The sequence below is a fragment of the Yoonia sp. D2-7 genome (assembly GCF_055809435.1).
Window position 1 is genome coordinate 1358409 of record NZ_CM147912.1, and the last position, 26622, is coordinate 1385030.

A 26622-nucleotide genomic window follows, 5' to 3' on the forward strand; every position below is an offset into this window, starting at 1 on the left:
CGAAAACTTTGCGCCACTTTGATGTGGCGCAAAGTCTGGGCGCAGCCATAAGGTATGTAGAGTTAGAACATACTGGAAAACCTGCGATGACATCTGACGCCACCAATCCCCCAATACTGCGCCGCGCAATCACATTGCCGCTTCTGACGCTCTATGGTCTTGGCGTGACCGTCGGGGCGGGCATCTACGTCTTAATCGGGGCCACCGTCGCGGATGCGGGGGCCTACGCTTGGGTGGCCTTCCTACTAGCCGCATTTGTGGTCGGCTTTACGGCATTTTCCTACGCGGAACTCACAACCCGCTATCCTGTCAGCGCAGGCGAGGCGGCTTATGTCGAAGCAGGCTTCGGCACGCCGCGCTTTGCAATGATTGTGGGCCTCTTCGTGGCATTGTCCGGCATGGTATCCGCGTCCGCAATCGCGGTGGGAGCGGCTGGCTATTTGGGCGCACTGACCGGAACAGCAGCGTTTCCCACAACAATCGGCATCGTGATCGCGATGGGGCTGTTGGCATGGTGGGGGATCTCGGAATCCGTGACGGCGGCGGCCATCGTCACGGTCATTGAAATCCTCGGTTTGCTCTTCGTCATCTTGTGGGGCTTAGCCGTCGCGGATCAGGGCGGTGTCACTGTCGATGCTTTGATCCCGCCATTGCAAGGGGATCATTGGGCCGGAATCATTGCGGCATCGCTGCTCGCGTTTTTTGCGTTCATCGGATTTGAGGACATGGTCAACGTCGCAGAAGAGGTCGAAAACCCGCGCCGCAACATGCCGCTCGCCATCGTCATCACGCTTGTGATTGCGACGATCCTATACGTCGCGACATGCATCGCGGTTCTGATGGCGGTGCCCATCGACAGTCTCGCGGGGGCGGAGGCGCCATTATCGCTCGTATTTGCGGGTGGACCTGACGTTGTGAAAGCTTCCTTCGCAGCCGTTGCTGTTGTGGCGACCATGAACGGTGTTCTGATCCAGATGATCATGTCTTCGCGGGTGCTCTACGGGATGGCGGATCGGGGACGCTTGCCTGCCGTGTTCAAACAAGTCTCGCGACGGACCCAAACCCCCGGCATCGCAACGGCCTGCGTGACGCTGATCATTCTGGGGCTAAGCCTGTTTCTACCGATCGACGAACTCGCAGCATGGACATCACAGATCGTCTTGGGCGTCTTTGTCTGCGTCAACCTCGCACTCATCGCGCTCAAATGGCGGGGGCAGGCGGGGGAGGATGCCTTCGTGGTGCCCATGATCGTGCCGATCCTTGGGGTTCTGACAAGCGTAGGGTTGTTCGTGGCAACGGCGGTCTAAGTCGTCGCGTCTGGGACATTTGGAAATTTCCAATAACGGGCGATAAAATGCCCGACCAAGGCGACAGCCACCCCGTCTTCCGCCTCGGCAAGTGCGAGCAGTTTTTCTTTGACGCTCGCAACCCACTGCAATTCCTCGGGCCAATCCGTATTTTGGCCATGGCGCTTGATCAGAGCTTCAACCGTCTCACCCAAGGCCTTGTGTTTCCCATCACAGATCAACCCAAATAGCTTTTCGGCGAACGCGTCGGCGTCAATTAAATGTAGGATTGCGGTGTCGAAAAAATTTTCACCCGGACTAATGTAGTCAAAATGTAGCCGAAATATCTCATGGTTCTCTATGAATACCTTTTGCAAAAGCGCGGCATGTTCAGGCAAGCTGGCCTCGAAAGCACGATCTTGCACTGCCTTCATTGCATCAATCAAATTCGCAAAGCCCTCGGAGATAACCGTCGTGCCGTATCCGCCGTAGCTAAAACCTCTTTCATTTGACCATCCGTAGTCTTTGCTGCTCTTAGGTGGTTCAAACCCGCCGGCGTCCGCTATTTCCGAAATCCGGCCTGTAATCGTTTCCAGCGCCGTATCGGCCGTAATTTCGGTCGCGCCTGCGTTCGAAAGTTGTAAGAAATTATCAGCGATGTGCAAATAATGGGCCGGAACCACCGCTTCCGTCTCCAGAAGATAAACACTCATGTCTTGAATAAGGTCCGTTAATTCCTGATGTCCACAATCGCGCCAATGCACAGCACGTTGCCAAAGTGGATTGTCATCCTCGTCCTTGAACTGGCCTGTCCGTCGAAGTTGATTATTGAGTTCTTCTGTGGTTGCGTAGCCATTTAGGAGTAGCATTTCCCCTAATCGGACCGGCAAAATATTTGAGGAGTTGCCAGCATAAATCTCAACATGAGAATGTTTCTCGTCCAACTGCTTCAATCGAGAAGGCGCTTCATCTTTTGATTGCCAAAAAAGACGTGTTTTACTCCTTTTCCTTACATCCTCCGCTGAAATCTCATATTCGACCAAGGCAATCGCCAAGGCCAAGTAGGTCATCACAAATCGTTCCACTGCAATTTTGGCGCCCCTCAGATCCTCGTCGATCTGATCCAGTACTGTCGCACAGTCATGCACGACCTGCCGCAATATGCGAAGATTATCTGATTTCGAGTTTTTAAATACGAGCAACACCAGGCTCGAATTGCTCTTCATCCAGTCTTTGCCAGCCCCGTCGAGCAGGGAGGCTATAAAGAGGCCAAGAACCGCACCCGCCTCAGGCTTTAACCGCACAGTCCGCCCGACGACCTTTTCCTGTCGAGACAAAAAAACATCTTTGTGTGCGTATTCATCGGTGTTGGCGATCAGGATGACATTCTTATCCTGATGTTCGACGAACCCGTTCAGCAGCCCCAGCAGTACAGGCACTTCCATCGTGCACCGCTCTAAGTCGTCGAAAATGATTGCATCGGGTAGATTAGCAATCGCGCGGTCCTCGATGGCGTTTTGGGCAAAGCCGCCCAGATCACCAACGCCCGCAAGGCCTGAAACAGCTTTTCCAAAAGCGCCTGCCGCACTGGCCAATGACGCTTCCGGCATCGACGCCAACAACGCACGACGAAATGCGGTAGGGGTATCGACACCATTCAGTGTGACGTAGTGAATCTTGTCGTTCGTGTCGCACTTGGTCACGGACTTGATGAAATGGGTTTTACCAGCGCCCCATGGTGCGTCCAGCAACAGCGCAAAACCGGGGGCTTTTCGGGCAAGATAGGCGTTAATCGCTTCGGAAACTGGGGTATTGATCGACATAAAATAGGTCTCCGGAGACTCGAAAGGGAACAGTGTTGCCAGCAAATTGGCATGTTCTGGCTGCAAACCCAATTTGAAATCGCGGTGCACGGGTTGTGCACGCGTTGTGCACGCAAGTCACACCCGCGATTTGGGCTGGGCACCTGCGCCAATTTATCCCAGTCTTTTGGGGGCTTCCTTTATTGCCCCTTAACGCTCAACACTCTAGAACAACCTCAAATCCGGGCCCGTGGTGCGACTCGCGGGATCGGTCAGTGATAGAAAATCGAGGAGAGCCACATGGCAGACGCCGCCATCCACGGCCATGAACACGAAGACAACCGGAGTTTCTTTACCCGGTGGTTCATGTCTACAAACCATAAAGATATCGGTATCTTGTACCTGTTTGTTGCAGGTGCTTTGGGCTTTGTGTCCGTTGCCTTCACCGTTTACATGCGCCTCGAGCTCATGAACCCGGGCGTGCAATATATGTGCCTCGAAGGGGCGCGTTTCATTGCAGATTCTGCGGCGACTTGTACGCCAAACGGCCACCTTTGGAACGTGATGATCACCTACCATGGTGTTTTGATGATGTTCTTCGTGGTTATTCCAGCCCTGTTTGGTGGCTTTGGTAACTACTTCATGCCGCTCCAGATCGGTGCGCCGGATATGGCGTTCCCACGGATGAACAACCTGTCTTTCTGGATGTTTGTTGCTGGCGCGTCCCTTGGTGTGGCGTCGCTTTTGGCACCAGGTGGTAACGGTCAACTTGGGTCCGGCGTTGGCTGGGTTCTGTACCCGCCGCTGTCCACATCCGAGGCTGGCATGTCGATGGATCTCGCGATCTTTGGTGTTCACCTGTCCGGTGCATCTTCGATCTTGGGCGCGATCAACATGATCACAACTTTCCTGAACATGCGGGCACCAGGCATGACGCTGCACAAAGTGCCGTTGTTTGCTTGGTCCATCTTCGTCACAGCATGGTTGATCCTTCTCGCACTTCCAGTACTGGCTGGCGCGATCACAATGCTACTGACAGACCGGAACTTCGACACAACCTTCTTCCAACCTGAAGGCGGCGGCGACCCGATCTTGTATCAGCACATCCTGTGGTTCTTCGGACACCCAGAAGTGTACATCATCATCGTTCCAGGCTTCGGCATCGTGTCACACGTGATCGCGACGTTCTCTAAGAAGCCAATCTTCGGTTACCTGCCGATGGTTTATGCGATGGTCGCAATTGGCGCGCTGGGCTTTGTTGTGTGGGCGCACCACATGTACACAGTCGGCATGTCGCTGACACAGCAGTCTTACTTCATGTTGGCCACCATGGTCATCGCGGTTCCGACAGGGGTGAAAATCTTCTCATGGATCGCAACAATGTGGGGCGGCTCGGTTGAGTTCAAAACACCGATGCTGTGGGCGCTGGGCTTCTTGTTCCTGTTCACTGTTGGTGGTGTGACTGGCATCGTGTTGTCACAGGCTGGTGTAGACCGCGCATACCACGACACATACTACGTTGTGGCGCACTTCCACTACGTGATGTCGCTGGGTGCTGTGTTCTCGATCTTTGCGGGTATCTATTTCTACCTGCCAAAAATGTCGGGCCGCATGTATCCTGAATGGGCTGGTAAGCTGCACTTCTGGATGATGTTTATCGGTGCCAACATCACGTTCTTCCCACAGCACTTCTTGGGTCGTAACGGGATGCCACGTCGCTACATCGACTACCCAGATGCCTTCGCACTGTGGAACTACGTATCCAGCTGGGGCGCATTCCTGTCCTTCGCATCCTTCGTATTCTTCATCGGCGTGTTGTTCTACACATTGTTCGCTGGTCGCCGCGTGACCGAGAACAACCCATGGAACGAATATGCAGATACACTGGAATGGACACTGCCGTGCCCTCCACCAGAGCACACATTCGAGCAGCTGCCAAAGCAGTCTGACTGGGACAAGCAGCACGCACACTAAACGCCGCTGATGAGAAATAGAAAAGGCCCCGCCAGTTTGGTGGGGCCTTTTGCGTTTCTCAATTGCGGTTCTGTTGGACCATGAGCAACCAATCGCAATCCGCTTGGCGGTTTATCGGTCACAGGTACTGAAGTGATGATGATCGTGTCTCAGATGTCCAAGGCCCCCATGAGACCAGAGAAATCTTATGACGCAAAGGCCTCGTCAAAGGTCTTGCGCAGTGCCACGTCCACGTCATCCATCGTCACAGGCAGCCCTAGATCGACTAACGACGTAACCCCGTGGTCCGAAATGCCGCACGGGACGATGCCGCCGAAATGGTCCAGATCAGGTTCGACGTTGATCGATAACCCGTGAAAACTGACCCACTTGCGCAATCTAATCCCGAGCGCTGCGATTTTGTCTTCTGCCACTGAACCATCCGGCATCAGCGGCTTATCAGGACGAGGCACCCAAACGCCAACGCGACCGTCACGGATTTCGCCTTCGACGTTGAATTCTTTCAGCGCGGCGATCACCCAACCTTCAAGCTGCTTCACGAAACGGCGCACGTCATGGCCACGTTTGCCGACGTCGAGCATGACATAGGCGACCCGTTGGCCGGGGCCGTGATAGGTGTATTCGCCACCCCGTCGCGCCTCGAATACAGGAAAGCGGTCAGGATCAATCAGGTCGGCAGATTTGGCCGATGTGCCTGCGGTGTATAGTGGGGGATGTTCGACCAGCCAGATCGCTTCATTCGCTTCCCCCGCAGCAATCGCGTTCGCGCGATCTTCCATGATCCGCAAGGCGTCAGGGTAGGGGGTCAGGCCCTTTGACGTGATCCATTCAACCATCTGCGCGTCCTTTGGGAAACAACCCTGCAGTCTTGGCGACAGCGATGTAGCTTCGGCTAATCGGGCGGGTTTCGTCGTTCGACAATGTCACAGTCCCCCGATCGCTGGCGCGGGTGGCGTTTTGGATTTGGTTCAGTGCGACCCAATGTGATCGGTGAATTTGCAGACCTGCGGTGCTACCGACCTCTTTGATTGCATCTGATAGGCGCATGAGGATCATGTCCGTCCCGTTGACTGTTGTGACTTTTACATAGTGATCTTCCGCGCTCAATGCGATCAGATCGCCACGTTTTGCCAAAGAAATGCGGTCAAGAATGGGCGGCAACGGGTCTGGCGATTTGGGCGCCGCTAAATTCACGCCGATATCTACAACAGCCGAAATCAGAACGATCAGGCCCCATTGGGGCATCACGTCAGTGACGTCAGCGGAATTGACGTTGAAAATGAGCACGTTCAGGGCAGTTAAGAACGCGGTCACGCAGGTCCCGATGAGCAGGGCGCTGCATATCATACGAAGCCAAAACGGTTTCCTGGCAAACACGCGCGCACAAACTGCCGAGATCAAACTGCCCAACGCAAAAGTCGTTGACGCAACAACAATCCAATAGAGCAGGCGGGGCACGAGTTTCATCAAAGCGATGGTTTCAAACGGGCCGGATAGCCCAAGCACGATCCCAACACCCAATAGCGAGATCACAGTGTTTCGTTTCGAAAGATCAGCCCGCACTTCACGTAGCGCGGATGAGAATAGCTGGCGATCCACGATCCATCGCTTCCATTTGCGTATCCGGTCTTGGGTGGCTTCACCCTCGTGCGACAATGCACCTACAGGCTTGCGTGACGCAAGTCCGTCTTGTCCGCATTCCGCATTGGTAAGGTCACCTTATGTCTATCGATCCTCTTCTTTCCGCAACCATCGCGATACAGCTGCATGTTGTTTGCGCAGTGACCGCTGTTTGTCTGGGGCCTATCGTCTTGCTGCGTAAATCGCGCGACATATGGCACCGGTACCTTGGTTATCTGTGGGTTTGCGCGATGGCATCGACTGCGGTGACATCTTTCTGGATCTCGGAATCGCCCGTGATTGGTCCATTTGGTCCAATCCACGCGTTATCCTTTTTGACGCTGTTCGGCCTATGGCAGGCGGTGTCTGCTATCCGTTCAGGAAAAATTGATGCCCATCAGGCCGGTATGAAAACCCTTTATTTCTGGGCCATGGGCGTCGCTGGATTGTTCACTTTCCTGCCAGGACGACGGATGAATTTAGCTTTGTTTGGCGAAAATGCGACGTTAGGATTTATCGTGATGGCATTGCTTATTGGCGGCGGTTTGGGGGTATATGTGGTGCAGACGAGAACACGTGAAATTTAGTCGCGTTTTGCCTCTTGGCATCGCGCAAACCCTCGTCTATATCCGCGCCACTACCTGACATGATTTGCGGTCGTGGCGGAATTGGTAGACGCGCAGCGTTGAGGTCGCTGTTCTGTAACAGGAGTGAGGGTTCGAGTCCCTCCGACCGCACCATATCCCCGAACAACTGAACATAGATTATTGCTGGGCAATCGCCGTCAGCATTGCGCGATTTGGGTAGCAGGTCGCTGCCATGTCATTGCGTGTTTGCCATGCGCCGATTGCGCCGCGTGTTTTGTTGCCGATCAGGCCGTCTGCGCCGCCGACGTCGTATCCTTGGGCTTCCAGTTTTTGCTGCATCGCGCGGACATCTGATCGTGCAAAGCTATCCAGTGCGCTCCAACCGCCGCGGAAATCGCCGACACCGTAACGCATCCGATCACCCACGTGTCCGACAAACAGCGCGTAGACGTCGCTTTCATTATACGCCTTCAGCACCGTGAAATTTGATGTGACGACAAAGGCGGGGCCGTACCGACCCGCTGGCATCAGCAGAAAACCGTTTTCGCGTGCCTCGGCAGTCGGAAAGGGGCGACCGTTCGCGCGCGTGATGCCCATTGCTGCCCATTCGGAAATGCGGCGTGCCTGATGTGGCCCTTCCATCGCGCAAGAGACGGTATTTGGGACGTTCACCTCGAATCCCCAGTCGCGGCCTGCCGTCCATCCATGATCGCGTAAGTAGGCGCCGATGGAGGCGAGCGTATCGTCGGCGGACCCCCATATGTCGGCACGCCCGTCGCCGTTCCCGTCCGCTGCGTATTTGAGGTAATTTGTCGGCATGAACTGCGGCTGTCCAAGTGCGCCTGCCCAACTGCTTTTCATGGCTGCGGGGCTGGCATAGCCGCGTTCGACCATTTGCAGCGCGGCGATCAGTTCGTCAGTAAAGTAAGACGCCCGCGTGCTGAGAAACCCCTTTGTGCTGAGAATTTGAAAAGCATTATGCGGAATGCGCGCGTTACCAAAGCTGCTTTCGCGGCCCCAAATCGCGACGATAATCTGCGCGGGAACGCCTGTTTGGCGTTCGATCCGTGCAAGCGTTTGCGCGTGGCGTTGCATCAACTGGCGGCCTGTATTGGCATTCGTGTTCAGGCTGCCAGCCGCAAAATAACCCGCAGGCGGACGGAATTCGGCCTGCCGTTGTGTGGTGTCGGCACGTTCGCCCGGAATGACCAAATCGGGCAGGCCCCATTTGGGTGTAACGCCGGAAAGCGCTGTTTCAAAGGTTGACCGACTGACGCCGGCACGCTGGGCTTTGGGCCAAACGGTTGCCCCCAACCAAGCCTGAAAATCTGCTGCAACGGCATTTCGATTTTGCGCCATCGCAGAAATCGGAAACAGTATGACACATAGAAGAACAAGCAAACGGTTAACTGCGGTCACGCGGGAATTCCTTGGTAGGGCGAAGTTTTCACTACACTAGCACCGAACTGTTGGGGCGAGACAAATGGTCTGTCCGAGGTGGCGATCTATCGCTCAAAGTGCCCTGAACAATGCCTATTTTCATAAAATGGAAATTTTTAAGGGGCTTAGTGATCGAAGCGAACCGATTTAGAACGTGCCGGGGTCGGGCAAACTGATTCCGTTTTGCGTATTTTGAGGTGTGTCATGCGTATTTGTATCATTGATGACGAAAGCATCTGTCTGAACGTTATTCGCGCCGTGTTGTCGCGTATGGCCGCGCACGATGTCGAATGCTTCACGAATCCAGAGGTCGCGCTTGAACGTTGTGCGCAGATGATTTTTGATCTCGTTTTGGTCGATTACCGGATGGGCGAAATGAACGGGATCGCGTGTGTGAAAGCACTGCGCGCGATGCCCGACTATCAATTTGTCCCGATTATCATGCTGACGGCGGATGGCGATCGCGAATTGCGGTTGTCGGCGGTACGGTCTGGGGCCACGGATTTCCTGAACAAGCCATTTGATCCAGAAGAATTGCGCGTTCGGGTTCGCAATTTGTTGTCTTTGCGCGAGGCGCAATTGGCCTTGTTGGATCGTGCAATGCACCTTGATTTCGAAGTTCAAAAAGCCACGAAAAAACTTGTAGAACGTGAAGAAGAATTGATCTGGCGACTGTCGCGCGCGATTGAAACGCGCGATGGGTCGACAGGTGAACATGTGTCGCGTGTCGCGTCAGTGGCAAAGGTCATTGCCAAGCATATGGGCCTCAGCAAACAATACTGCTGCACTTTGTATCTTGCGACACCACTTCACGACACTGGCAAGATCGGTATCAGTGATGCTGTTCTGAACAAGCCGGGTGCGTTGACCTGTGAAGAACGTCAAGTGATCGAAACGCATACGTCAATCGGGTCCGAAATCCTTCAGGGTGGGGAAAGTGAATTGATCCGGATGGCGCATGAAATCGCGCTGTATCATCACGAGAAATGGGACGGGACGGGCTACGGTGCAGGCCTGGCAGGCGATGCAATCCCGTTGTCCGGTCGGATTACTGCGGTTGCTGATGTATTTGATGCACTCTGCTCAGAACGGACGTATAAACCCGCTTGGCCGTTTGAAAAGGCCTGTGTGGAAATCATCAACCAATCCGGAAAACACTTTGACCCTGCATGCGTGGACGCATTTTCGGCCGGAATTGATGAAACCCGGCAGATTTATCAAGTTGATGTCGACAAGTCTTTGTCAGCTTTGTCGGCATAATGACACGTCGCGTTCAGGTAGTGAAAATCGTGACCAAATTTCCTGATGATGATCTGGATCTTATCGACTTGGACCAATTGCTGTCTGTCTTGGCCGAATTGGGGGAATACTTGTATGTGCAATTGCTTGAGCAATTGACAGACGACGGACGGGCGCTGTTGCAAAATGCGGGTGGCCAGCAGGGCGGGCCGACACTGCGTAACCTCGATGCAGAGCTTCACGCGTTAAAAGGGGCTGCTGCGACATTGGGTTTGCGAGGCGTCGGGGTAATCGCACAAAACTTACGAGATAAGGCCGATGCGACGCGGACTGATGTGGCGGGAGTGATAGACATTTTGCGTCAGAGCGTGGCTGTCGCAAAACGCGTGGCGTCCAGCTAACACCATGACAGATCAATTAGATTAAATGATTGAAAATTTTACAGAAAAGAAGTGTTCAGTTTATGAAAACCTTTGTTAATCAGGTCTGAATTCTTCACATCCTGTTAGTCAGCCTAATCCTATACCGATCCCAACTTTGGAATGTACGGTGGGTTCGGTTATGGCAACGGTGTACGGAACAAGCGGCAACGATACGGTGTCCGGCACGACCGGATCTGACACGATTTCGGGCGAAGCAGGCAACGATCAAATCTGGACCGACGCAGGTAGCGATACGCTTTATGGTGGCGCCGGAAATGACACGCTGGCGGCTGGCGATGATCGTGACACACTTTATGGCGGTGACGGAAATGACACCCTGTACGGCGGTGACGATCTAACCAGCGATATTCTTTATGGCGGCGCCGGCGACGACCAGATCCACACCTCTGAAGCTAGTGGAAACGGGGTGGCCGCTGGTGACGGTCACGACACTGTTTACGCAGGCAATGGCGACGACGTTGTTTATGGGGAAAGCGGGAACGACACGCTTCACGGAAAAGATGGCGATGATTTTTTGTCGGGGGGGCTTGGCGACGACCTGATCTATGCGGGTGCTGGAAATGATCAGGTACGGGGCGAAGACGGCGACGACACGCTATATGGTCAAGACGGAGACGACACTTTCGAACTGCTTGACGTGGCGGGGAACGACACTGTTTTTGGCGGCACTGGCCAAGACACGATAAGCTTTTTTAGCGATAGCGACGTCAGCATTAGCTACGACATGGACACGCAACAGGCGGCGTACACCCAGAACGCTGGCGGTAGCTCCGGTATTATCGATGGGATCGAGGAAATCGAGACCAGCGGTGGGAACGACACCATCGATGCGTCAGATATGGTTAGCAATATTACGGTGACGTCGGGCGCCGGTAATGATGATATCTTCGGCGGTTATGGCGATGACGCACTATATGGTGGCACTGGCGCGGATTCGATTGACGGTAATAACGGCGACGACATTCTTTTCGGCGGCGACGGGGACGACAGCGTTTTGGGGGGGCTCGGCCATGACGTAGTCTATGGGGGCGCAGGAGACGACTTCGTCGACGGTGGGTCGGGCAATGACACGTTGTTTGGCGGTGACGGTAACGATTGGTTCGATAGCGGCACGGGCAACGATACGATCACGACGGGCACTGGCGAAGACACCCTGCGGTTTGAACAGGGCGGGAACGACGACGTTGTCACTGACTTTGACGTGTCGGACACAGATGGCAACGGGTTCTACAACGACCAGTTTGACGTCAGCGGGCTGCAAAATCCGGATGGCAGCCCAATTCGGGTCGGCGATGTGTCGGTGTCTGACGATGGGGCAGGGAACGCGAAGCTCACGTTCCCGGAAGGCGAAACAGTTGTTCTGCAGGGCGTGACGCCTGCACAAATGTCGACAAACGCGCAGCTGCATGCCGCTGGTATTCCTTGTTTTACACCCGGCGCGATGATTGCGACTCCGCATGGGGAACGTCCGATCGAAACGCTACAGGTCGGGGATCGCGTCATGACTCGCGACCACGGTTTGCAGCCGATCCGCTGGATCGGACAGCGTGCGGTGCGTGCCCAAGGCAAACTGGCCCCGATCCTGATCCGGCCTGGCGTCGTGACTGGGCTTGAACAGCCGCTTTTGGTGTCGCCACAGCACAGGATGTTGTTCACGGGCTACCGCGCAGAGCTTTTGTTCGGGGAATCCGAGGTTCTCTTGGCCGCCAAACATTTGGTCGATGGCCATGATGTCACTCGTCAGGAAGGCGGGGTCGTGACCTATATCCATATGTTGTTCGACACGCATGAAGTGGTCTACGCGAATGGCGCTGCCACCGAAAGCTTCCATCCCGGTGAAGAAGGTGTCGCGTCCGTTGATGATGCCGCGCGGGCGGAACTATTCGACATTTTCCCCGAACTGCGGGCCGATTTATCGCAGTACGGACAAACCGCCAGACGGTGTTTACGCAAGCACGAAGCGCAGATGGTCAGGATGTAGCAAAAGTCGTTTAGACTGCAGATGCTGCAACAACGCTGTAGAATGCCGTAAAATCAGTCAGTTCATGATCGTTTCGTCTTTACGCGTTCGTTGTTCAGATCAAAGGTTGCAGAATACTAGTACTGATCTAAGGTGATCCCCGGACGGACAAAGATTCCGCCACACTCTGGGGAGAGACTTTTGACTGCTACGACTGGTGATGGCGCGTTTGTCGCTTTTGAGCGGGTCCAGAAAAGCTACGACGGGGAAAACCTTGTTGTAAAAGATCTGAATCTTTCAATGCCCAAGGGCGAGTTTTTGACGATGCTTGGGCCGTCAGGGTCCGGCAAAACGACTTGCCTCATGATGTTAGCAGGGTTTGAAACAGCCACCCACGGCGATATTTTGCTGGATGGCGTGTCGATCAATAATATCCCGCCACACAAGCGTGGCATCGGGATGGTGTTCCAAAACTACGCGCTGTTCCCGCACATGACGGTTGCCGAAAACCTGTCCTTCCCGCTGGAAGTCCGCAAAATGGGCAGGTCAGATCGCGAAGCAAAAGTGAAACGTGCGTTGGATATGGTTCAGATGGGCGATTTCGCAGGACGGCGTCCGGCGCAATTGTCGGGTGGTCAACAGCAACGGATCGCGCTGGCACGGGCGCTGGTGTTTGAACCGGAACTCGTGTTGATGGATGAACCGCTTGGGGCGCTTGATAAACAACTGCGCGAAACGTTGCAGTTCGAGATCACTAACCTTGCCCATTCGCTTGGTATTACAACCGTTTACGTGACCCACGACCAGACAGAGGCGCTGACCATGTCAGACCGTGTTGCCGTGTTTGATGATGGACGTATTCAACAGTTGGCCCCGCCGGATGAGCTGTATGAAAAGCCCGAGAACAGCTTTGTCGCGCAGTTCATTGGTGAAAATAACACGCTTGAAGGTGTGGTGAAGGAAATCAAAGGCAACACATGCATTGTGCAGCTTGATAGCGGCGACATCATCGATGCAGTGCCCGTGAACGTCAGCAACGTGGGCGACCGCACGAAGGTTTCAATCCGTCCAGAACGGGTCGAATTCAACCGCGAACGTCTGCACGACGATGCACACACGTTGAAGGCCGAAGTGCTCGAATTCATTTATATGGGCGACATTTTCCGCACGCGTCTGCGTGTTGCTGGAAGCGACGAATTTGTGGTGAAAACCCGCAACGCGCCTGATCAGGTACGCTTGAAGCCGGGTGAGACAATCGAAATCGGCTGGATGGCCGAAGATTGTCGCGCGCTGGACGCATAAAGACAAGGATCAGTGGCGGCCTGGACTGCTGATCTTCAATACCAATCCGGGCACTTCTAACGGGAGAATACAATGAAACTGACTACCAAACTTATGGCCTCATCTGCGCTGGTGATTGCACCATTGGCAGCTGGCGCTGACGGTCACATGGCCGATGAAATGACAATCGTTAGCTGGGGCGGCGCGTACTCTGCGTCACAACAGGCAGCGTATCACGACCCATATGCTGAGAACACAGGCGTGACGATCATCAACGATGAATCATCTGCCGAAGCGGTTGCGAAACTGCGTGCGATGAACGAAGCGGGCAACGTGACATGGGACGTCGTTGACGTTGTGGCATCCGACGCGATCCGCCTGTGCGACGAAGGTCTTGCACTTGAAATCGACGCGGACACACAGCTTGCTGATGGCGACGACGGGTCCAAAGCATCTGACGATTTCGGCGATCTGCTGGTATCCGACTGCTTCATCCCACAGATCGTTTATTCGACAACTGTTGGCTACCGCACAGACCTTGTTGGTGACACTGCGCCAACAGAAATCTGCGCATTGTTCGACACAGACACATACCCAGGTATGCGTTCGCTCGAAAAGCGTCCGATCAACAACCTCGAATGGGCTTTGATCTGTGACGGAGTTGCAAACGAAGACGTGTATGACGTTCTGGAAACAGAAGAAGGTCAGGCGCAGGCGTTTGCCAAGCTCGACACCATCAAGGACAGCGTTGTTTGGTGGTCCGCTGGTGCTGACACTCCACAGCTTTTGGCTGACGGCGAAGTCATCATGGGTTCCACATACAACGGTCGTCTGTTCAGCCTGATCGAAGAGCAGGACCAGCCGGTTGCGATGCTTTGGGACGCGCAGGTGTTCGACCTTGACGGTTGGATCATCCCAACGGGCCTGACACCAGAGCGTGAAGCACGCGCATTGGACTACGTGAAGTTCGCGACAGACACACAGCGTCTGGCCGACCAAGCAAAGTACATCTCTTACGGTCCAGCACGTGCATCTTCCGCGCCTCTCGTAGGTCAGCACGCGACTTTGGGTATCGACATGGCGCCACACATGCCAACCGATCCTGCGAACGCGACAAACACGTTCCTGTACAACTACGAATGGTGGGCTGACTACCGTGACGATCTGGATGCGAAATTCCAGGCGTGGTTGTCACAGTAAGTGACCTTTGGGGGTGCGGCCTGCTGGTCGCACCCCCTTTCTAAATCGGGTGTGGGGACGATATGCCAAAAGGCTACATTATTGGTCATGTGACCGTGAAGGATGCGGAAGCGTATAAAGAATACGTAACACGCAATTCGCCGGTTCTTGCGTCGTTTGGTGGCAAACCACTTGTACGCGGTGGTCAGTCCGAGACCCCAGAAGGCCCCGCGTTCACACGTCACGTGTGCTTTGAATACCCCGATTATGAGACAGCGAAAGCTGCATATTATTCCGAAGAATACCAAGAGATCATGAAGATACGCACAGCAAACGCGGACAGCATGATCGTACTCGTCGAAGGGGCCGAATAACATGGCTGAACAAGTTCTCGCAGCAGACGGTCGCCCGCTGAAAGCATCGCTGAACCGCGCTTTGCGCCGCCAAAAGATGCGGGCCTTGATGCTGATCGCGCCGCTTTTGCTGTTCATCCTCGTGTCCTTTGTGATGCCGATTGCGGATATGCTGTTTCGGTCGGTCGAGAACCAAATCGTTGGCGAAACGCTCCCACGGACTGTGGTTGAGCTGGCTGATTGGGATGCCGCAGGTGAAGCTGAACCGGACGCTGCAGTGTTCGAGGCTTTGGCCCGCGATCTGGCGATTGCTGTCGAAGAGAAAAGCCACACGCGACTAGGCAGCCGCCTGAACTATGAATTGACCGGTGTGTCATCGCTGTTCCGCAAAACCGGCCGCAGTGTTGATGAAATTGGCGAAACCGTACAAGACGCACTGGAAGACGCCGCACCGATTTGGAAAGAACGGTCTGTGTTTGGCGGATTGCTGGGCACCGATGATTGGACCAACGCAGTGGATGCGTGGGACGAGACAGGCGCAGGACCAGCATTCGAGGCACGTCCGGAAATGCAGGCTGCATTGCCGGATACCACCAGCCTGTACCGGTCCTTCAGCGAAATCGCGATGGATGCGGGCGATAACCCGTTGACAGAAAAGCAATTACCGATCTTCTTTCACGTTCTTGCGCAAGAAGTGACGACTGCCCCGACTGACGGATTGTCAGACGCACAGGCAGCTTTGTTTGCCGATGTGCAAACCACCGTAGCGGGTTTGACGTTGGATGATCCTAAAGCGCTGTTCGTCGATATAGACGAAGACTGGGGCAGCACCGATGTTTGGCGTACCATTCAGACTTACAGTCCTGCTTACACGGACGGGTATTTCCTGAACTCTGTCGACCGCCTGAAGGGGGCCGAAGGGGCAGAATTGCGCCCAGAGAACGAACGGATCTACATCACGCTGTTTATTCGCACGATGATCATGTCCTTTACGATCACGGTCAGCTGTATCCTGTTGGGCTATCCAATCGCTTGGCTGCTTGCGAACCTGCCTGCACGCAAGGCGAACCTTCTGATGATCCTCGTGCTACTGCCGTTCTGGACATCGTTGCTGGTGCGGACATCGGCGTGGAAAGTGCTGCTGCAACAGCAGGGGGTGATCAACGATGTTTTGGTCTGGATCGGCTTTGTGGCCGACGACAGCCGCTTGCAATTGATCAATAACCAAACGGGTACGATCATTGCGATGACGCATATCCTGCTGCCGTTTATGATCCTGCCGCTTTATTCGGTCATGCAAACAATCCCGCCGAGCTATTTGCGTGCGGCGAAATCGCTGGGGGCAACGAACTGGACCGCCTTCTGGCGCGTCTATTTCCCGCAGTCCATTCCGGGCATCGGGGCGGGGTCGATCCTCGTGTTCATCCTGTCGATTGGCTACTACATCACGCCTGAAATCGTGGGTGGGACCAAGGGTGTCTTTATCTCGAACCGGATCGCGTATCACATTTCCAGCTCCCTTAACTGGGGCTTGGCGGCCGCATTGGGTGCGATTTTGCTGGCCATCGTGCTGATCTTCTACTGGGCCTACGACCGGATCGTCGGCATCGACAACGTAAAGCTAGGGTAAGAAAACATGTCAGGTTTGCCAACATATGCGACCCCCGGCCAAACGGTGTGGTATTACAGTTTCCGGATTATCTGCGGGTTGATCTTTTTCTTCCTGATCGCGCCGATTGTCGTGATCATTCCGCTGTCGTTTAACGCGCAGGATTTCTTTACGTTCACGCCGGAAATGCTGGCTTTCGATCCGGAAGGCTATTCGACGAAACACTATGAAGACTTCTTCACCAGTTCCGATTGGCAGTTGGCGTTGAAGAACTCACTCAGGATCGCACCTGTTGCGACGATCTTGTCGGTGTCCTTGGGGACGTTGGCCGCGATTGGTCTGTCGCAAAGCCACGTGCCGTTCCGGCGCGCCATCATGGCGATCCTGATTTCGCCGATGATTGTGCCGCTGATCATTTCAGCGACGGGCATGTATTTCTTCTATTCCAACCCGTACATCCCGATCCCGTTCTACGGCAAGCTCGAACTGCCTTTCACACTGACCGGCACTTATATTGGTGTTGTGCTGGCACACGCAGCTTTAGGTATTCCGTTTGTGATTATCACTGTAACTGCGACGCTGGTGGGGTTTGATAAATCCCTGACGCGTGCGGCGGCGAACATGGGGGCAGGGCCGGTGACGACTTTCTTTCGCGTGCAGATGCCGCTGATCTTGCCGGGCGTTGTGTCAGGCGGGTTGTTCGCGTTCATCACATCGTTCGATGAAGTTGTCGTGGTGCTATTCGTTGGCTCTGCCGGTCAGAAAACGCTGCCTTGGCAGATGTTTACAGGCCTGCGCGAACAGATCAGCCCGACGATTTTGGCGGTCGCGACGATCCTGATCGCGATTTCGATTGTTCTGTTGTTCGTGGTTGAGTTGCTGCGCCGTCGGTCAGAGCGGTTGCGGGGCATGTCACCGAGCTAGGTCGTTCTCTTGCAGGTATTGCGTCGCCTTTGGCGTCGCGACACTGGGGGGCCAGCCCCGAGATATTTAGGACCAAAAGAAAAGGTTCTAGGGCAAGATAGCGAGCCACAGCCAAACCGACAGGATAGACAACGCTGTGCCGAACAGTACTGCGGATGCCGCAACGCGTTTGGCTTTGCCGTACATGTTGGCAAAGACGTAGGTGTTGATCCCCGGTGCCATCGCAGAGGTCAGAATCGCCGAACGGAACGCGTCCGTGCTCAGCCCGTTCCATTTCCCCAAGAGCCAGACTGTTGTCGGGTGCACGACAAGCGACACGCAGACGATAAACAGGATCGTTTTGATGTCGCCTTCGGGTCTGTAACGATACAACACGCCGCCCAAACCAAAGAGCGCTGCTGGCAGGGCTGCGCGGACCATCAAATCAATCGCGTCGGTGATGACACCGGGCACAGGAATGCCGCCAAGATTCACGATGAACCCGAGGCTGATCCCCAAGATCAGTGCGTTGCGGAACATCGCCTTAAGCACTTTGCCTGGCAGGGACGTAAACGATCCACCGCGATTGCGGGCGATCTCCATCGCTGTGATGCCGACGAAATAGCAAATTGGCGAATGGACCGCGATGATCGTGTAGTTGGCTTCCAGCGCACCTGCGCCGTAGGCCCGTTCAGTGATCGGCAAGCCAAGCAGCAAGGAATTGGAAAACAGGCCCACAAAACCAATGGCAACCGCATCTTCCCAATCCCGTTTGAAGATGACTTTCGCCCCGATCATGCCAATCGCGAACCCTGCAATGGCGCCTGTATAGAAGCTACCCAAGAGCGCAAAGTCGAAGTTCTGGCTTAGGTCCAGAGTCGAAATCGCACGGTATAGCAGGCACGGGATCGCAAAGTTCTGGGTAAACTTCATCAATCCATCGACGCCTTCGTCGCTGAAATACTTGCGCCAAACCGCGACATAGCCAAAGCCGATCACGAGGAAGACGGGAAGGATGACATTTAATAGAACGCCCATGGCAGGGACTTTCGATATGTTGGCGCCTCCGGCGGAGGTATTTACGACCAAAAGAAGTCGGGGGCGATCCGGTTATGTGATTGGTAGCGTCAGGGTCAGCCCGTCATAGGCGGGTTGAATATGGTCTGCGGTTTCTGCTGCGAGCGTCGCGTAGTCGAGATCGTTGTGCATATTGGTCAACACAGCTTGCTTGGGTTTGATCTGGTCAATCCAGCCAAGCGTCTTTTCCAAGTGGGCATGGGTCGGGTGCGGATCGCGGCGTAAAGCGTCGATGATCCATAGATCGAGGTTCTCCAAGAGCGGCCAGCTTGTGTCCGGGAAGTCAGCCACGTCAGGCACATAGGCACAGTCATTGATCCGGAAGCCATAGGTGACCATCGCGCCGTGTTCGACAGGGATCGGAGTGAACGAAATGGGGCCGCCATCCCCTGTAATTTCAAAGGGCTGGTCGATGAGGTTCCATTCACAGATCGGTGGGTAAGATGACCCTTTGGGCTGGACGAACGCATAGCCGAAACGATCCATCAGCGCATCTGTTGTATCTTGATCCGCATAGACCTGTAGGCGTTGGCGCATGTTGAAGACAACCATCCGTAGGTCGTCGATCCCGTGCAAATGGTCGGCGTGCGCATGTGTATAGACCACGGCGTCCAGCGATCCGATGCCGGCGTCCAGCAATTGCTGCCGCATGTCTGGCGTGGTGTCGACAAGCACGCGCGTGATGCCGTTTGGCCCTTTGCATGTCACAAGCAGGGCGCAGCGGCTGCGCCGGTTCTTGGGATTCGTTGGATCACAGGCGCCCCAGTTGCCGCCGGGCGTATCCGACAGGCGCGGCACGCCACCGGATGACCCGCAGCCGAGAATACGAAAGGTGATCGTGTCGCTCATCCTGCGGCTTTCGTGAACAAGCGGTCAAAATTGGCGGTTGTGGCTTTCGCGAAATCGTCGAGCGAGATGCCAAAAACCTCGGCCCCTTTGGCCGCCGTATGTGCGGTGTACGCTGGTTCATTACGTTTGCCGCGATTCGGCGGCGGAGCAAGGTATGGACTGTCGGTTTCCACAAGAATGCGGTCCAACGGGGCCGCCGCAAAGATGTCGCGCACCTCTTGGCTTTTCGGGAATGTCGCGATGCCGGACATCGACAGATAAAAACCCAGATCGAGTGCCGCACGACCCAATTCAGGCGAGCTTGAGAAGCAATGCATCACGCAGGAATACGCCCCGTTTGCGTGTTCTTCCGCCAGAATGCGGGCCATGTCATCATCGGCGCCGCGTGCATGAATGATCAGTGGCAGGCCCGTTTCACGCGCTGCTGTGATGTGAATACGCAGGCTTTCTTTTTGGATATCAGCGCTTTCGGATGTGTAATGGTAATCTAGGCCCGTCTCACCGATCCCGACCATTTTCGGGTGCTGTGCAATCTTGATCAGTTCATCGACGCTGGCCAATGGTTCCTCTGCCGCTGACATCGGATGGGTGCCGCAGGCGTAAAACACGGGATCATGCGCTTCCGCGATCGCCCGCACGCTTGGTTCATTGCGCAGGCGTGTGCAGATCGTCACCATGCGAGTCACGCCCGCGTCCAACGCCCGCTGAATCACGTCAGGGCGTTCGGCATCAAAGTCCGGAAAATCAAGGTGGCAGTGGCTGTCGACAAGAATAGGAAGGGTCATAATCTGCCTTTAGCGGGCAGCAACGGCCCGTGCGGTTTCTTCGATCTTAAATACGATATCTAGGACCAAAGCAGCAGGGTCAAGGTTCACTGCCCGCCCGTGTCTGATCCTTGCAGTCAGGTCTTGCTGTAACTGCGCCCAAGCGCGGGCAGCCCGATCATCAGGCGACAGACGTGCCAGCAATCGGGCCTCGCCGGGTGCGCCTTGTGTGGCGGGTGGGCCAAGCAGTCCGGCACGTGCGCACCGTGCGAGAAAATGGTCGATCAGATCAAGCGTCAGGCCGTAGCGGACCACGTTCGCAACACCTGCGCAGGAGTTCGCGAGCGAAAGCGCGGCGGGGCGGTCTGCATTGGGCAAGTTGTCCATCACTTTGATGATTTCGGCATAACGCGGTAATCCGTCGTGGTTCAGCATCGCGATGGCATCGCCTGCCGACCCGCCCGCCAAAACGGTCAGTGCTTCGGTGGCATCTGCGGTATGGCCCGCTTGGGTCAGCGCTTGGCTTAGGTCGTCTGCGCCCAACGGCCCACAGCGCAATTCGCGGCAGCGGGACCGGATCGTCGGTAAAAGGCGTGACGGTTGGTGCGCGATCAGCAGGATCGTTGTGTCAGCGGGTGGTTCTTCGAGTTCCTTGAGGATGGCGTTGGCCGCGTTGCGGTTCAATTCGTCCGCTGCATCGACAATGACAACGCGCCGCCCGCCGTCAGTGGCGGACATGTGAAAGAAGCCCTTCACACCGCGCACGGCATCGACAGTAATGTCTGCTTTTAGCTTCTTTGTTTTCTCGTCATAGGGACGACGGACGATAAACAAACGCGGATGCGCGCCCGATTGAACAAGCCGCGCATCGGGATGGTCTTCGTCAACATGCAAGGTTTCCGGCGGGGGCGGCGCGCCAAACAAACCGTCACCCTGATCTGGTTCTTGTGACAACAAAAATGTGGCGATCTTCCATGCCAGCGTCGCTTTTCCCACGCCGCGCGGACCAGTGATCAACCAACCGGAATGCAGGCGGCCGGCATTGAAGGCCTCTAGAAACGACGCCTCTGCCGCCGATTGTCCAAATAGGACGGGTGTTTCGCGTGGATGCGGTGCGCCTTCGATCCGGTCGGGTTCGGGGATATCGTCGCTCATGTGCGGGCGGCATATTGGGTGGCGATATCGGCTGCGATCGCGTCTGGTTTGCGATTGCCGTCGATCAGAATGCAACGCTCTGGGAAAGACTTGGCGAGCGACAAGAAGCCGTGGCGCAAGGTTTCTTGGAACGGCAGGCCGAAATCTTCGAACCTGTCCTCGCCGGAATTGCGCGCAAGACCACGGGTCAGCGCGACCTCAGGCTCCATGTCGATAATAAAGGTAAGGTCCGGTTCCCGGCCAATCATCAGGCTGTGCAATTGATCCACCATGCCGCGCAGATCACCACGGGTGGCACCTTGATAGACGCGGGTGCTGTCTGCGAAACGATCCGAAATAACGGTTTGGCCAGTGGCCAACGCAGGTGCGATTGTCTTTTCCAGATGGTCGCGGCGGGATGCGGTAAACAGCAGGATTTCGGTTTCCGCAGACCAACGGTCCGGTTCGCCCGTCAGGACAAGGTTGCGGATTTCCTCGGCACCGGGTGATCCGCCCGGTTCGCGCGTGAGGATCACGTCTTGTCCCGCCGCTTCAAGTGACGCTTTCAACGTCCGCGATTGGGTGGATTTACCAGAGCCGTCGATGCCCTCGAACGTAATGAAACGGCCCTTGGTCATCAATTAGGACTCAGCCTCTGTCGCGGCTTCGGGGGCTTCTGCCGTTGGGCCGAACTTACCCCAAAGCACTTCGCCTGCCACGCGCAGCCGCGTGTTGAAACCACCCTGCGGCACGTCATGTTCTGCGACCAATGGGACACGGTGTTCGGGGAGACCATCTAGTGAGATTACCAATTCGCCCAGTTCCTGACCGGCTGTGATCGGGGCCTCGAACGGGCCTGTGTAGATGACTTCGGCGTCCAGACCGTCTTGGTTTACCACGGGCACCAACAGTGAAACGTCATCTGCAACGGTCAAACCAACGGAAGGCTGCTCGCCCATCCAGACTTCTGCTTCGGCGATCCGCGTGCCACCTTGGGCTACTTCCTTTTGGGCAAACTGGCGGAAAGCCCAATTCACGATTTTCTCGGCTTCTTCTGCGCGGGCCTGCGAACTGTCGAGACCTGTAATCACAAAAATAATCCGGCGATCACCTTGTTTTGCAGACCCAACCAGCCCGTAACCGGCTTCCTGCGTGTGACCTGTTTTTAGACCATCCGCGCCGATCCCAAGGCTCAGGATCGGGTTGCGGTTGCGGGTGTTGGACGGGACGCGGTTGTCGAAGGCAAATTCGCGTTCGGAAAACAGCGGATAATAGGTGGGGTAGTCGGTGATCAGACGGTTCGCGAGAATGCCCAAATCACGCATCGACATGCGATGACCGGCAGCAGGCCAGCCGTTTGAATTGGCAAAGGACGAATTCGTCATGCCCATGCGACGCCCGCGTTCGGTCATCTGACGGGCGAATCCTGCTTCTGTCCCGTCAAGCGACAGTGCCTCGGCCAACACAGCGCTTGCGTCATTACCGGACAAAACGATCACGCCGCGCAACAGGTCTTCGACAGTTACACGGTCGGTGGTGTCCAAAAACATGGATGACCCGCCATAGGATGCGGCATGTGTAGACACGGGCAACCGTTCATCAATGCGCAAGATGCCGTCGGCCACGGCCTCAAACGCCATGTAGATCGTCATCAGTTTGGACATGGACGCGGGCGGCAATGGTTCGTCTGCATTCTTGTCCAACAGAACAGTGCCTGTTGTTTGGTCGATCACATAGGCAGCCGTAGCGCGTGTGTCAAAGGTTTGAGCAAGCGCCGCGACGCTCCAGACCATGCTGACGATCAGGGCAAGGCCAGTACGGACAAAAGGAATAGGCATCGGTGACAGCTCCGATTGAAGTGGGTTTAGTTGCTTACGAAGTAGGCGTCAGCAAAGCCGAGCGCCTTGACCTTATCCAAGATCGCAGCCCGATCCGCAGCAGTCGGGGCAGGGCCCACGATCACACGCCAGAACGGTTTGCCTTGGCTGTTTTGGGCTAGCACGGTGGCAGACATGCCATCTTGGCGCAACGACGTCGCGGTGTTGTTCGCGTTTTCTTCGACACTGAAAATACCGATTTGGATAAACGGTTTCGCCAGTGATGATGCAGGCGCCGCAGCGGGTGTCGGCACTGGGGCAGGTGCGGGCGTGGCCACGGGGGCAGGTGTCACGGCTTCTGCTGCGGCAATAGCGGCGGCGGCACCGGCGATTGGGTCTGATTCCAGCGGTGTCGCTGCAATTTCAATGGGTGCGTCAAAATCGGTGGTGGCTGGCGGTGCAACTGGCGCAGCTTCACGACGCAGTGCGACAACATTCAATGTCGCGGGCGATCCGGCGAGCATACCAAGTTCCTCGGCAGCATCGGATGATACTTGCAGTGCCGGACCAGGGTTATCGCGTTCACGACGGAACAAGGCGCCGATCACGAATTTCCCGTTGGTCTCATTACGAATGATCACACGTTCAGGGTCCGTCACATCCGGATGCGCCACCCAAACACCGCCAAGTGACGGACGGCCGTCCCAAAGTCCGGTTTCCGTCTTCTGGAAAATTTCAGGCGCTTCGACGTCGCGTTCTTCCGTTGCGCCGCCAAGAAGGGGCAATGCGGCGGCTTCGGCGTCTGGTGTTGCTTCTGCTCCGGCGCTGATGTTTTCCAGCTGCTCACACGCTGCTACCGTTAACATGAGCGACGCCACAAGGCCGCCTTTTAGCCAAGGTGTTGAAATCAATGCATTTGCCATTGCTAATCGCCCCAAATTTGCCCGGTGGTTTCGGTTGACCCGACACCCATCATTGTTGTTCGGCCAGCGATGAAATGCGACGCTGAACCCTATATAATGCGCACATTAGCGGGGGAGGGCACATTTGGGAAGTCTTGAGACAAAATCATGGGCGGATTTCCACGCGATCATTTTTCATCAACATGGGTCTTTACCTTCCAAATCAATGGCCCTAAGAAGCCCCCCAGCGGAGGCTTGGCAGAGTGGTCGAATGCACCGGTCTTGAAAACCGACGAGGGTGAAAGTCCTCCCAGGGTTCGAATCCCTGAGCCTCCGCCATTTTGCATATTTGTACGATTTGATAGAGCCGCTTTGAGCGGCTTTTTTCTTTTGTTTTTATGGGTTTGTTCTCTTTCTTCGATTTTCTTGAGTTTCGTTCAATTGCGTCTATATTCGTTCCTTGAGTGGTATGGAATGTGGTATATATTGTGGCTCTATCTGGTAAGCTGACGAAGAAGCTCGTTGAGAATCTAAGCGCTGGGCGGCACGGCGACGGCAATGGGTTGTACCTTGTGGTCGACCCAAGCGGTGCGCGGCGCTGGATTGTGCGCGTTGTCGTCAAAGGCCAGAGGAATAAAAAAGGTGGTCCCCTGCGGACAGACTTTGGTTTGGGTGGTGCTGACATCGTCACGCTGAACCAAGCGAGAGAGCGCGCGCTTGAGTATCGTCGGATGGCAAAGCAGGGCCTCAACCCACGTTTCAATGCGCACAAAGAGGTGCCGACCTTCGAGGAAGTCGCCCAACAGGTTCACATTGACCGCATGCCTACTTGGAAAAACCAGAAACATGGACAGCAATGGATCAACACATTGCGTGATTATGCCTTTCCGAAGATAGGCCGCATGCCGATCGATAGCATTGACCAGCCCGAGGTGCTGATGTGCCTGTCCCCGATCTGGACCGAAAAGCACGAAACCGCACGACGCTTGTCTCAGCGTATCAAGATTGTGCTCGACGTCGCAAAATCCAAAGGATTGCGATCTGGCGAGAACCCTGTGACGGCGATCAAAGATGCGCAGGTTCTTCCCAAGGTGAAAGCAAAGCCGAAACATCACATGGCAATGCGGTGGCAGGATGTGCCTGCGTTCTACGCCGATCTGACATCCCGCAATGCGATGTCAGCAAGCGCGCTGCGCTTTACCTGCCTGACCGGGTCGCGCACCAATGAGGTTCTGGGCATGCGCTGGCCGGAAATCGACTTTGACGAACGGCTGTGGACCTGCCCTGAAGAGCGGATGAAAACCGGTGAGGTGCACCGCGTGCCGCTGACCGACGAGATGTTGGCAATCATTGAGCCGCTACGTGAGTTAAAGTCGGATTTTGTTTTTGAGGGGCAAAAGCGCCATAAGCCGATGTCGAACATGTCGATGCTGATGTTGTTGCGGCGGATGAATGTTGAGGGCGTTACCGTTCACGGTTTCCGATCCACCTTCCGGGACTGGGCGTCAGAAGTGGCGAGTGCGCCGCGTGAGGTTGCCGAGATGAGCCTGTCACATCGCGTGGGGTCAGATGTCGAGCGTGCGTACGCTCGCTCCGACCTGCTGGAGAAGCGAAGAGCCCTGATGGACCGGTGGTCAGAATTTGTTGCATCGGGGCGGTCTGCGGAGGCTCAAGATGCTTGAGGTCACATTGAACGAGCTTGACCTCATGTTTATCGAGCTTGTCAGGGTCGGCTTGAGCGAAGAGACGATGGATCTGCGCGAAAGGGCCATCAAGAATGTAAAGCATGATGTCGTGGCTGATAGGATCGATAAGTTGATGCGGAAGCTGGGCCCAAAGTGGCGATCTGACCCAGCGAATTCAGAGTTTCTACAATGGGTCGCGCTGACGGCGGCGCAAAGAACGGAAGCAGCTTTTGAGTTCTCAGAGACCGGTAAACGATACGAGGCTAAAAATGAGCGCAAGCTCAACATCGCTGAGCATATAGGTCGCGTGATTTATCTCTCGATCAAAGACGAAAAGTTTGAAGGCGTTCAGTCGCGTGGCGGAATTCTCGAGCAGGTCCGGGATGTCGCGAAGGTCGAAAAGATTAGCGGTGCGCGCGACAAGGATGTCATTCGGAAAGTTTGGAACACTTACCGTGGCGTAGTGCATTTGGGCATGGCGCTGGAGTATTGCGAAGGCAATCCGGAGCAAGGTTTGAATGTCCTGCATTTGGCTGAGGAGTTCCGGCGCTGCTTGAGTGAGAATTGCCCGAGGGGCACCAAAGTGCCCTACGTCGACCCAGAAGAGCAAATTTCTTTTCTATATATATCAAAGCTTTGGGGTCCCCGATTTGGAAATCGGGGACTGACGTTTGATGTAGATTAATGGGCATCCATTCGTTGCAAACCAAAGCAACCG

24 protein-coding genes and 2 tRNA genes are annotated in these 26622 nt (G+C 55.3%); 15 read left to right on the forward strand and 11 right to left on the reverse strand.

Annotated elements, in window-relative coordinates; translation table 11 throughout:
* The first annotated feature begins 86 nt into the window (after positions 1–86).
* Entirely contained in the window at positions 87–1307 is a 1221-nt protein-coding gene (locus AC0L7R_RS06585) for an amino acid permease (RefSeq protein ID WP_473659724.1), read from the forward strand.
* Here AC0L7R_RS06585 and AC0L7R_RS06590 read toward each other — a convergent pair.
* Entirely contained in the window at positions 1304–3199 is a 1896-nt protein-coding gene (locus AC0L7R_RS06590; protein ID WP_473659726.1) for a P-loop NTPase fold protein, read from the reverse strand. The genes AC0L7R_RS06585 and AC0L7R_RS06590 overlap by 4 nt on opposite strands.
* 189 nt (positions 3200–3388) lie before the next feature.
* Between AC0L7R_RS06590 and ctaD the strand changes: the two genes are divergently transcribed.
* A complete protein-coding gene (gene ctaD, locus AC0L7R_RS06595; RefSeq protein ID WP_247128318.1) occupies positions 3389–5062 on the forward strand; it encodes a cytochrome c oxidase subunit I in 1674 nt (557 codons plus the stop codon).
* A 185-nt stretch (positions 5063–5247) separates the two neighbouring features.
* Here ctaD and lipB read toward each other — a convergent pair whose 3' ends face one another.
* Both lipB and AC0L7R_RS06605 read right to left on the reverse strand, forming a co-directional pair.
* Positions 5248–5898: a lipoyl(octanoyl) transferase LipB gene (gene lipB / locus AC0L7R_RS06600; RefSeq protein WP_473659728.1), complete on the reverse strand. Its 651-nt coding sequence runs from the start codon at positions 5896–5898 to the stop codon at positions 5248–5250.
* A complete protein-coding gene (locus tag AC0L7R_RS06605) occupies positions 5891–6661 on the reverse strand; it encodes a LytTR family transcriptional regulator DNA-binding domain-containing protein (protein ID WP_473659730.1) in 771 nt (256 codons plus the stop codon). Before AC0L7R_RS06605 ends, lipB begins: the two co-directional genes overlap by 8 nt.
* Before the next feature lie 122 nt (positions 6662–6783).
* Here AC0L7R_RS06605 and AC0L7R_RS06610 point away from each other — a divergent pair, with 122 nt between their 5' ends.
* Together AC0L7R_RS06610 and AC0L7R_RS06615 are read left to right on the forward strand one after the other, a co-directional pair.
* Entirely contained in the window at positions 6784–7269 is a 486-nt protein-coding gene (locus tag AC0L7R_RS06610) for a DUF2306 domain-containing protein (RefSeq protein WP_348107230.1), read from the forward strand.
* Between the two features lie 66 nt (positions 7270–7335).
* A tRNA-Leu gene (locus AC0L7R_RS06615) sits at positions 7336–7422 on the forward strand.
* Positions 7423–7446: 24 nt separating this feature from the next.
* Here the strand turns inward: AC0L7R_RS06615 and AC0L7R_RS06620 are convergent.
* Positions 7447–8688: a lytic murein transglycosylase gene (locus AC0L7R_RS06620; protein ID WP_473659732.1), complete on the reverse strand. Its 1242-nt coding sequence runs from the start codon at positions 8686–8688 to the stop codon at positions 7447–7449.
* Between the two features lie 225 nt (positions 8689–8913).
* On the opposite strand from AC0L7R_RS06620, the gene AC0L7R_RS06625 reads away from it, so the two are divergent.
* The 8 genes from AC0L7R_RS06625 (at position 8914) to AC0L7R_RS06660 (ending at position 17697) form a co-directional block, all read left to right on the forward strand.
* Positions 8914–9969 (forward strand): HD domain-containing phosphohydrolase, encoded by a 1056-nt coding sequence (locus tag AC0L7R_RS06625; RefSeq protein WP_473659734.1) that lies wholly within the window; start codon positions 8914–8916, stop codon positions 9967–9969.
* Between the two features lie 29 nt (positions 9970–9998).
* Positions 9999–10349, forward strand: a complete 351-nt coding sequence (locus AC0L7R_RS06630; protein ID WP_473659736.1) for an Hpt domain-containing protein — start codon at positions 9999–10001, stop codon at positions 10347–10349.
* A 160-nt stretch (positions 10350–10509) separates the two neighbouring features.
* The gene (locus AC0L7R_RS06635) at positions 10510–12372 is read left to right on the forward strand and encodes a Hint domain-containing protein (protein WP_473659738.1); all 1863 of its coding nucleotides are present in this window, start codon (positions 10510–10512) and stop codon (positions 12370–12372) included.
* Positions 12373–12552: 180 nt separating this feature from the next.
* Positions 12553–13653: a polyamine ABC transporter ATP-binding protein gene (locus AC0L7R_RS06640; protein WP_473659740.1), complete on the forward strand. Its 1101-nt coding sequence runs from the start codon at positions 12553–12555 to the stop codon at positions 13651–13653.
* Positions 13654–13725: 72 nt separating this feature from the next.
* On the forward strand, positions 13726–14832 hold the full coding sequence (locus AC0L7R_RS06645; protein ID WP_247128309.1) for an extracellular solute-binding protein: 1107 nt from the start codon (positions 13726–13728) through the stop codon (positions 14830–14832).
* Between the two features lie 62 nt (positions 14833–14894).
* A complete protein-coding gene (locus AC0L7R_RS06650; protein WP_348107235.1) occupies positions 14895–15185 on the forward strand; it encodes a DUF1330 domain-containing protein in 291 nt (96 codons plus the stop codon).
* Between the two features lies 1 nt (position 15186).
* Positions 15187–16794, forward strand: coding sequence for an ABC transporter permease subunit (locus AC0L7R_RS06655; RefSeq protein WP_473659742.1), 1608 nt, complete (start codon positions 15187–15189; stop codon positions 16792–16794).
* A 6-nt stretch (positions 16795–16800) separates the two neighbouring features.
* On the forward strand, positions 16801–17697 hold the full coding sequence (locus AC0L7R_RS06660; RefSeq protein WP_247128306.1) for an ABC transporter permease: 897 nt from the start codon (positions 16801–16803) through the stop codon (positions 17695–17697).
* Between the two features lie 87 nt (positions 17698–17784).
* Here AC0L7R_RS06660 and AC0L7R_RS06665 read toward each other — a convergent pair whose 3' ends face one another.
* The 7 genes from AC0L7R_RS06665 to AC0L7R_RS06695 all read right to left on the reverse strand — a co-directional run bounded on the left by AC0L7R_RS06665 (position 17785) and on the right by AC0L7R_RS06695 (position 24240).
* Positions 17785–18714: an AEC family transporter gene (locus AC0L7R_RS06665; protein WP_473659744.1), complete on the reverse strand. Its 930-nt coding sequence runs from the start codon at positions 18712–18714 to the stop codon at positions 17785–17787.
* 72 nt (positions 18715–18786) lie between these two features.
* Positions 18787–19602 (reverse strand): MBL fold metallo-hydrolase, encoded by an 816-nt coding sequence (locus AC0L7R_RS06670; protein ID WP_473659746.1) that lies wholly within the window; start codon positions 19600–19602, stop codon positions 18787–18789.
* A complete protein-coding gene (locus tag AC0L7R_RS06675) occupies positions 19599–20387 on the reverse strand; it encodes a TatD family hydrolase (RefSeq protein ID WP_473659748.1) in 789 nt (262 codons plus the stop codon). Before AC0L7R_RS06675 ends, AC0L7R_RS06670 begins: the two co-directional genes overlap by 4 nt.
* Before the next feature lie 9 nt (positions 20388–20396).
* Positions 20397–21521, reverse strand: coding sequence for a DNA polymerase III subunit delta' (locus AC0L7R_RS06680; protein WP_473659750.1), 1125 nt, complete (start codon positions 21519–21521; stop codon positions 20397–20399).
* Positions 21518–22138, reverse strand: a complete 621-nt coding sequence (tmk, locus tag AC0L7R_RS06685; protein ID WP_473659752.1) for a dTMP kinase — start codon at positions 22136–22138, stop codon at positions 21518–21520. The genes AC0L7R_RS06680 and tmk overlap by 4 nt, the downstream gene beginning before the upstream one ends.
* A gap of 3 nt (positions 22139–22141) precedes the next feature.
* Positions 22142–23338 (reverse strand): serine hydrolase, encoded by a 1197-nt coding sequence (locus AC0L7R_RS06690; RefSeq protein ID WP_473659754.1) that lies wholly within the window; start codon positions 23336–23338, stop codon positions 22142–22144.
* A 26-nt stretch (positions 23339–23364) separates the two neighbouring features.
* On the reverse strand, positions 23365–24240 hold the full coding sequence (locus tag AC0L7R_RS06695) for an SPOR domain-containing protein (RefSeq protein WP_473659756.1): 876 nt from the start codon (positions 24238–24240) through the stop codon (positions 23365–23367).
* A 228-nt stretch (positions 24241–24468) separates the two neighbouring features.
* Here AC0L7R_RS06695 and AC0L7R_RS06700 point away from each other — a divergent pair.
* The 3 genes from AC0L7R_RS06700 to AC0L7R_RS06710 all read left to right on the forward strand — a co-directional run bounded on the left by AC0L7R_RS06700 (position 24469) and on the right by AC0L7R_RS06710 (position 26589).
* Positions 24469–24558 (forward strand) — tRNA-Ser (locus tag AC0L7R_RS06700).
* A gap of 149 nt (positions 24559–24707) precedes the next feature.
* On the forward strand, positions 24708–25901 hold the full coding sequence (locus AC0L7R_RS06705; protein ID WP_473660371.1) for a phage integrase central domain-containing protein: 1194 nt from the start codon (positions 24708–24710) through the stop codon (positions 25899–25901).
* Complete coding sequence (locus AC0L7R_RS06710) at positions 25894–26589, forward strand: hypothetical protein (RefSeq protein ID WP_473659758.1); 696 nt, start codon at positions 25894–25896, stop codon at positions 26587–26589. The genes AC0L7R_RS06705 and AC0L7R_RS06710 overlap by 8 nt, the downstream gene beginning before the upstream one ends.
* Positions 26590–26622 lie beyond the last annotated feature (33 nt).

Bases quoted from the DNA above. Each gene is read 5' to 3' on its own strand.
- AC0L7R_RS06675 (WP_473659748.1), bottom strand. From the start codon at position 20,387: ATGACCCTTCCTATTCTTGTCGACAGCCACTGCCACCTTGATTTTCCG.
- AC0L7R_RS06670 (WP_473659746.1), bottom strand. From the start codon at position 19,602: ATGAGCGACACGATCACCTTTCGTATTCTCGGCTGCGGGTCATCCGGT.
- AC0L7R_RS06610 (WP_348107230.1), top strand. From the start codon at position 6,784: ATGTCTATCGATCCTCTTCTTTCCGCAACCATCGCGATACAGCTGCAT.
- AC0L7R_RS06635 (WP_473659738.1), top strand. From the start codon at position 10,510: ATGGCAACGGTGTACGGAACAAGCGGCAACGATACGGTGTCCGGCACG.
- AC0L7R_RS06665 (WP_473659744.1), bottom strand. From the start codon at position 18,714: ATGGGCGTTCTATTAAATGTCATCCTTCCCGTCTTCCTCGTGATCGGC.
- AC0L7R_RS06655 (WP_473659742.1), top strand. From the start codon at position 15,187: ATGGCTGAACAAGTTCTCGCAGCAGACGGTCGCCCGCTGAAAGCATCG.
- AC0L7R_RS06710 (WP_473659758.1), top strand. From the start codon at position 25,894: ATGCTTGAGGTCACATTGAACGAGCTTGACCTCATGTTTATCGAGCTT.
- AC0L7R_RS06650 (WP_348107235.1), top strand. From the start codon at position 14,895: ATGCCAAAAGGCTACATTATTGGTCATGTGACCGTGAAGGATGCGGAA.
- AC0L7R_RS06585 (WP_473659724.1), top strand. From the start codon at position 87: ATGACATCTGACGCCACCAATCCCCCAATACTGCGCCGCGCAATCACA.
- AC0L7R_RS06625 (WP_473659734.1), top strand. From the start codon at position 8,914: ATGCGTATTTGTATCATTGATGACGAAAGCATCTGTCTGAACGTTATT.
- lipB (WP_473659728.1), bottom strand. From the start codon at position 5,898: ATGGTTGAATGGATCACGTCAAAGGGCCTGACCCCCTACCCTGACGCC.
- ctaD (WP_247128318.1), top strand. From the start codon at position 3,389: ATGGCAGACGCCGCCATCCACGGCCATGAACACGAAGACAACCGGAGT.
- AC0L7R_RS06680 (WP_473659750.1), bottom strand. From the start codon at position 21,521: ATGAGCGACGATATCCCCGAACCCGACCGGATCGAAGGCGCACCGCAT.
- AC0L7R_RS06645 (WP_247128309.1), top strand. From the start codon at position 13,726: ATGAAACTGACTACCAAACTTATGGCCTCATCTGCGCTGGTGATTGCA.
- tmk (WP_473659752.1), bottom strand. From the start codon at position 22,138: ATGACCAAGGGCCGTTTCATTACGTTCGAGGGCATCGACGGCTCTGGT.
- AC0L7R_RS06660 (WP_247128306.1), top strand. From the start codon at position 16,801: ATGTCAGGTTTGCCAACATATGCGACCCCCGGCCAAACGGTGTGGTAT.
- AC0L7R_RS06690 (WP_473659754.1), bottom strand. From the start codon at position 23,338: ATGCCTATTCCTTTTGTCCGTACTGGCCTTGCCCTGATCGTCAGCATG.
- AC0L7R_RS06695 (WP_473659756.1), bottom strand. From the start codon at position 24,240: ATGGCAAATGCATTGATTTCAACACCTTGGCTAAAAGGCGGCCTTGTG.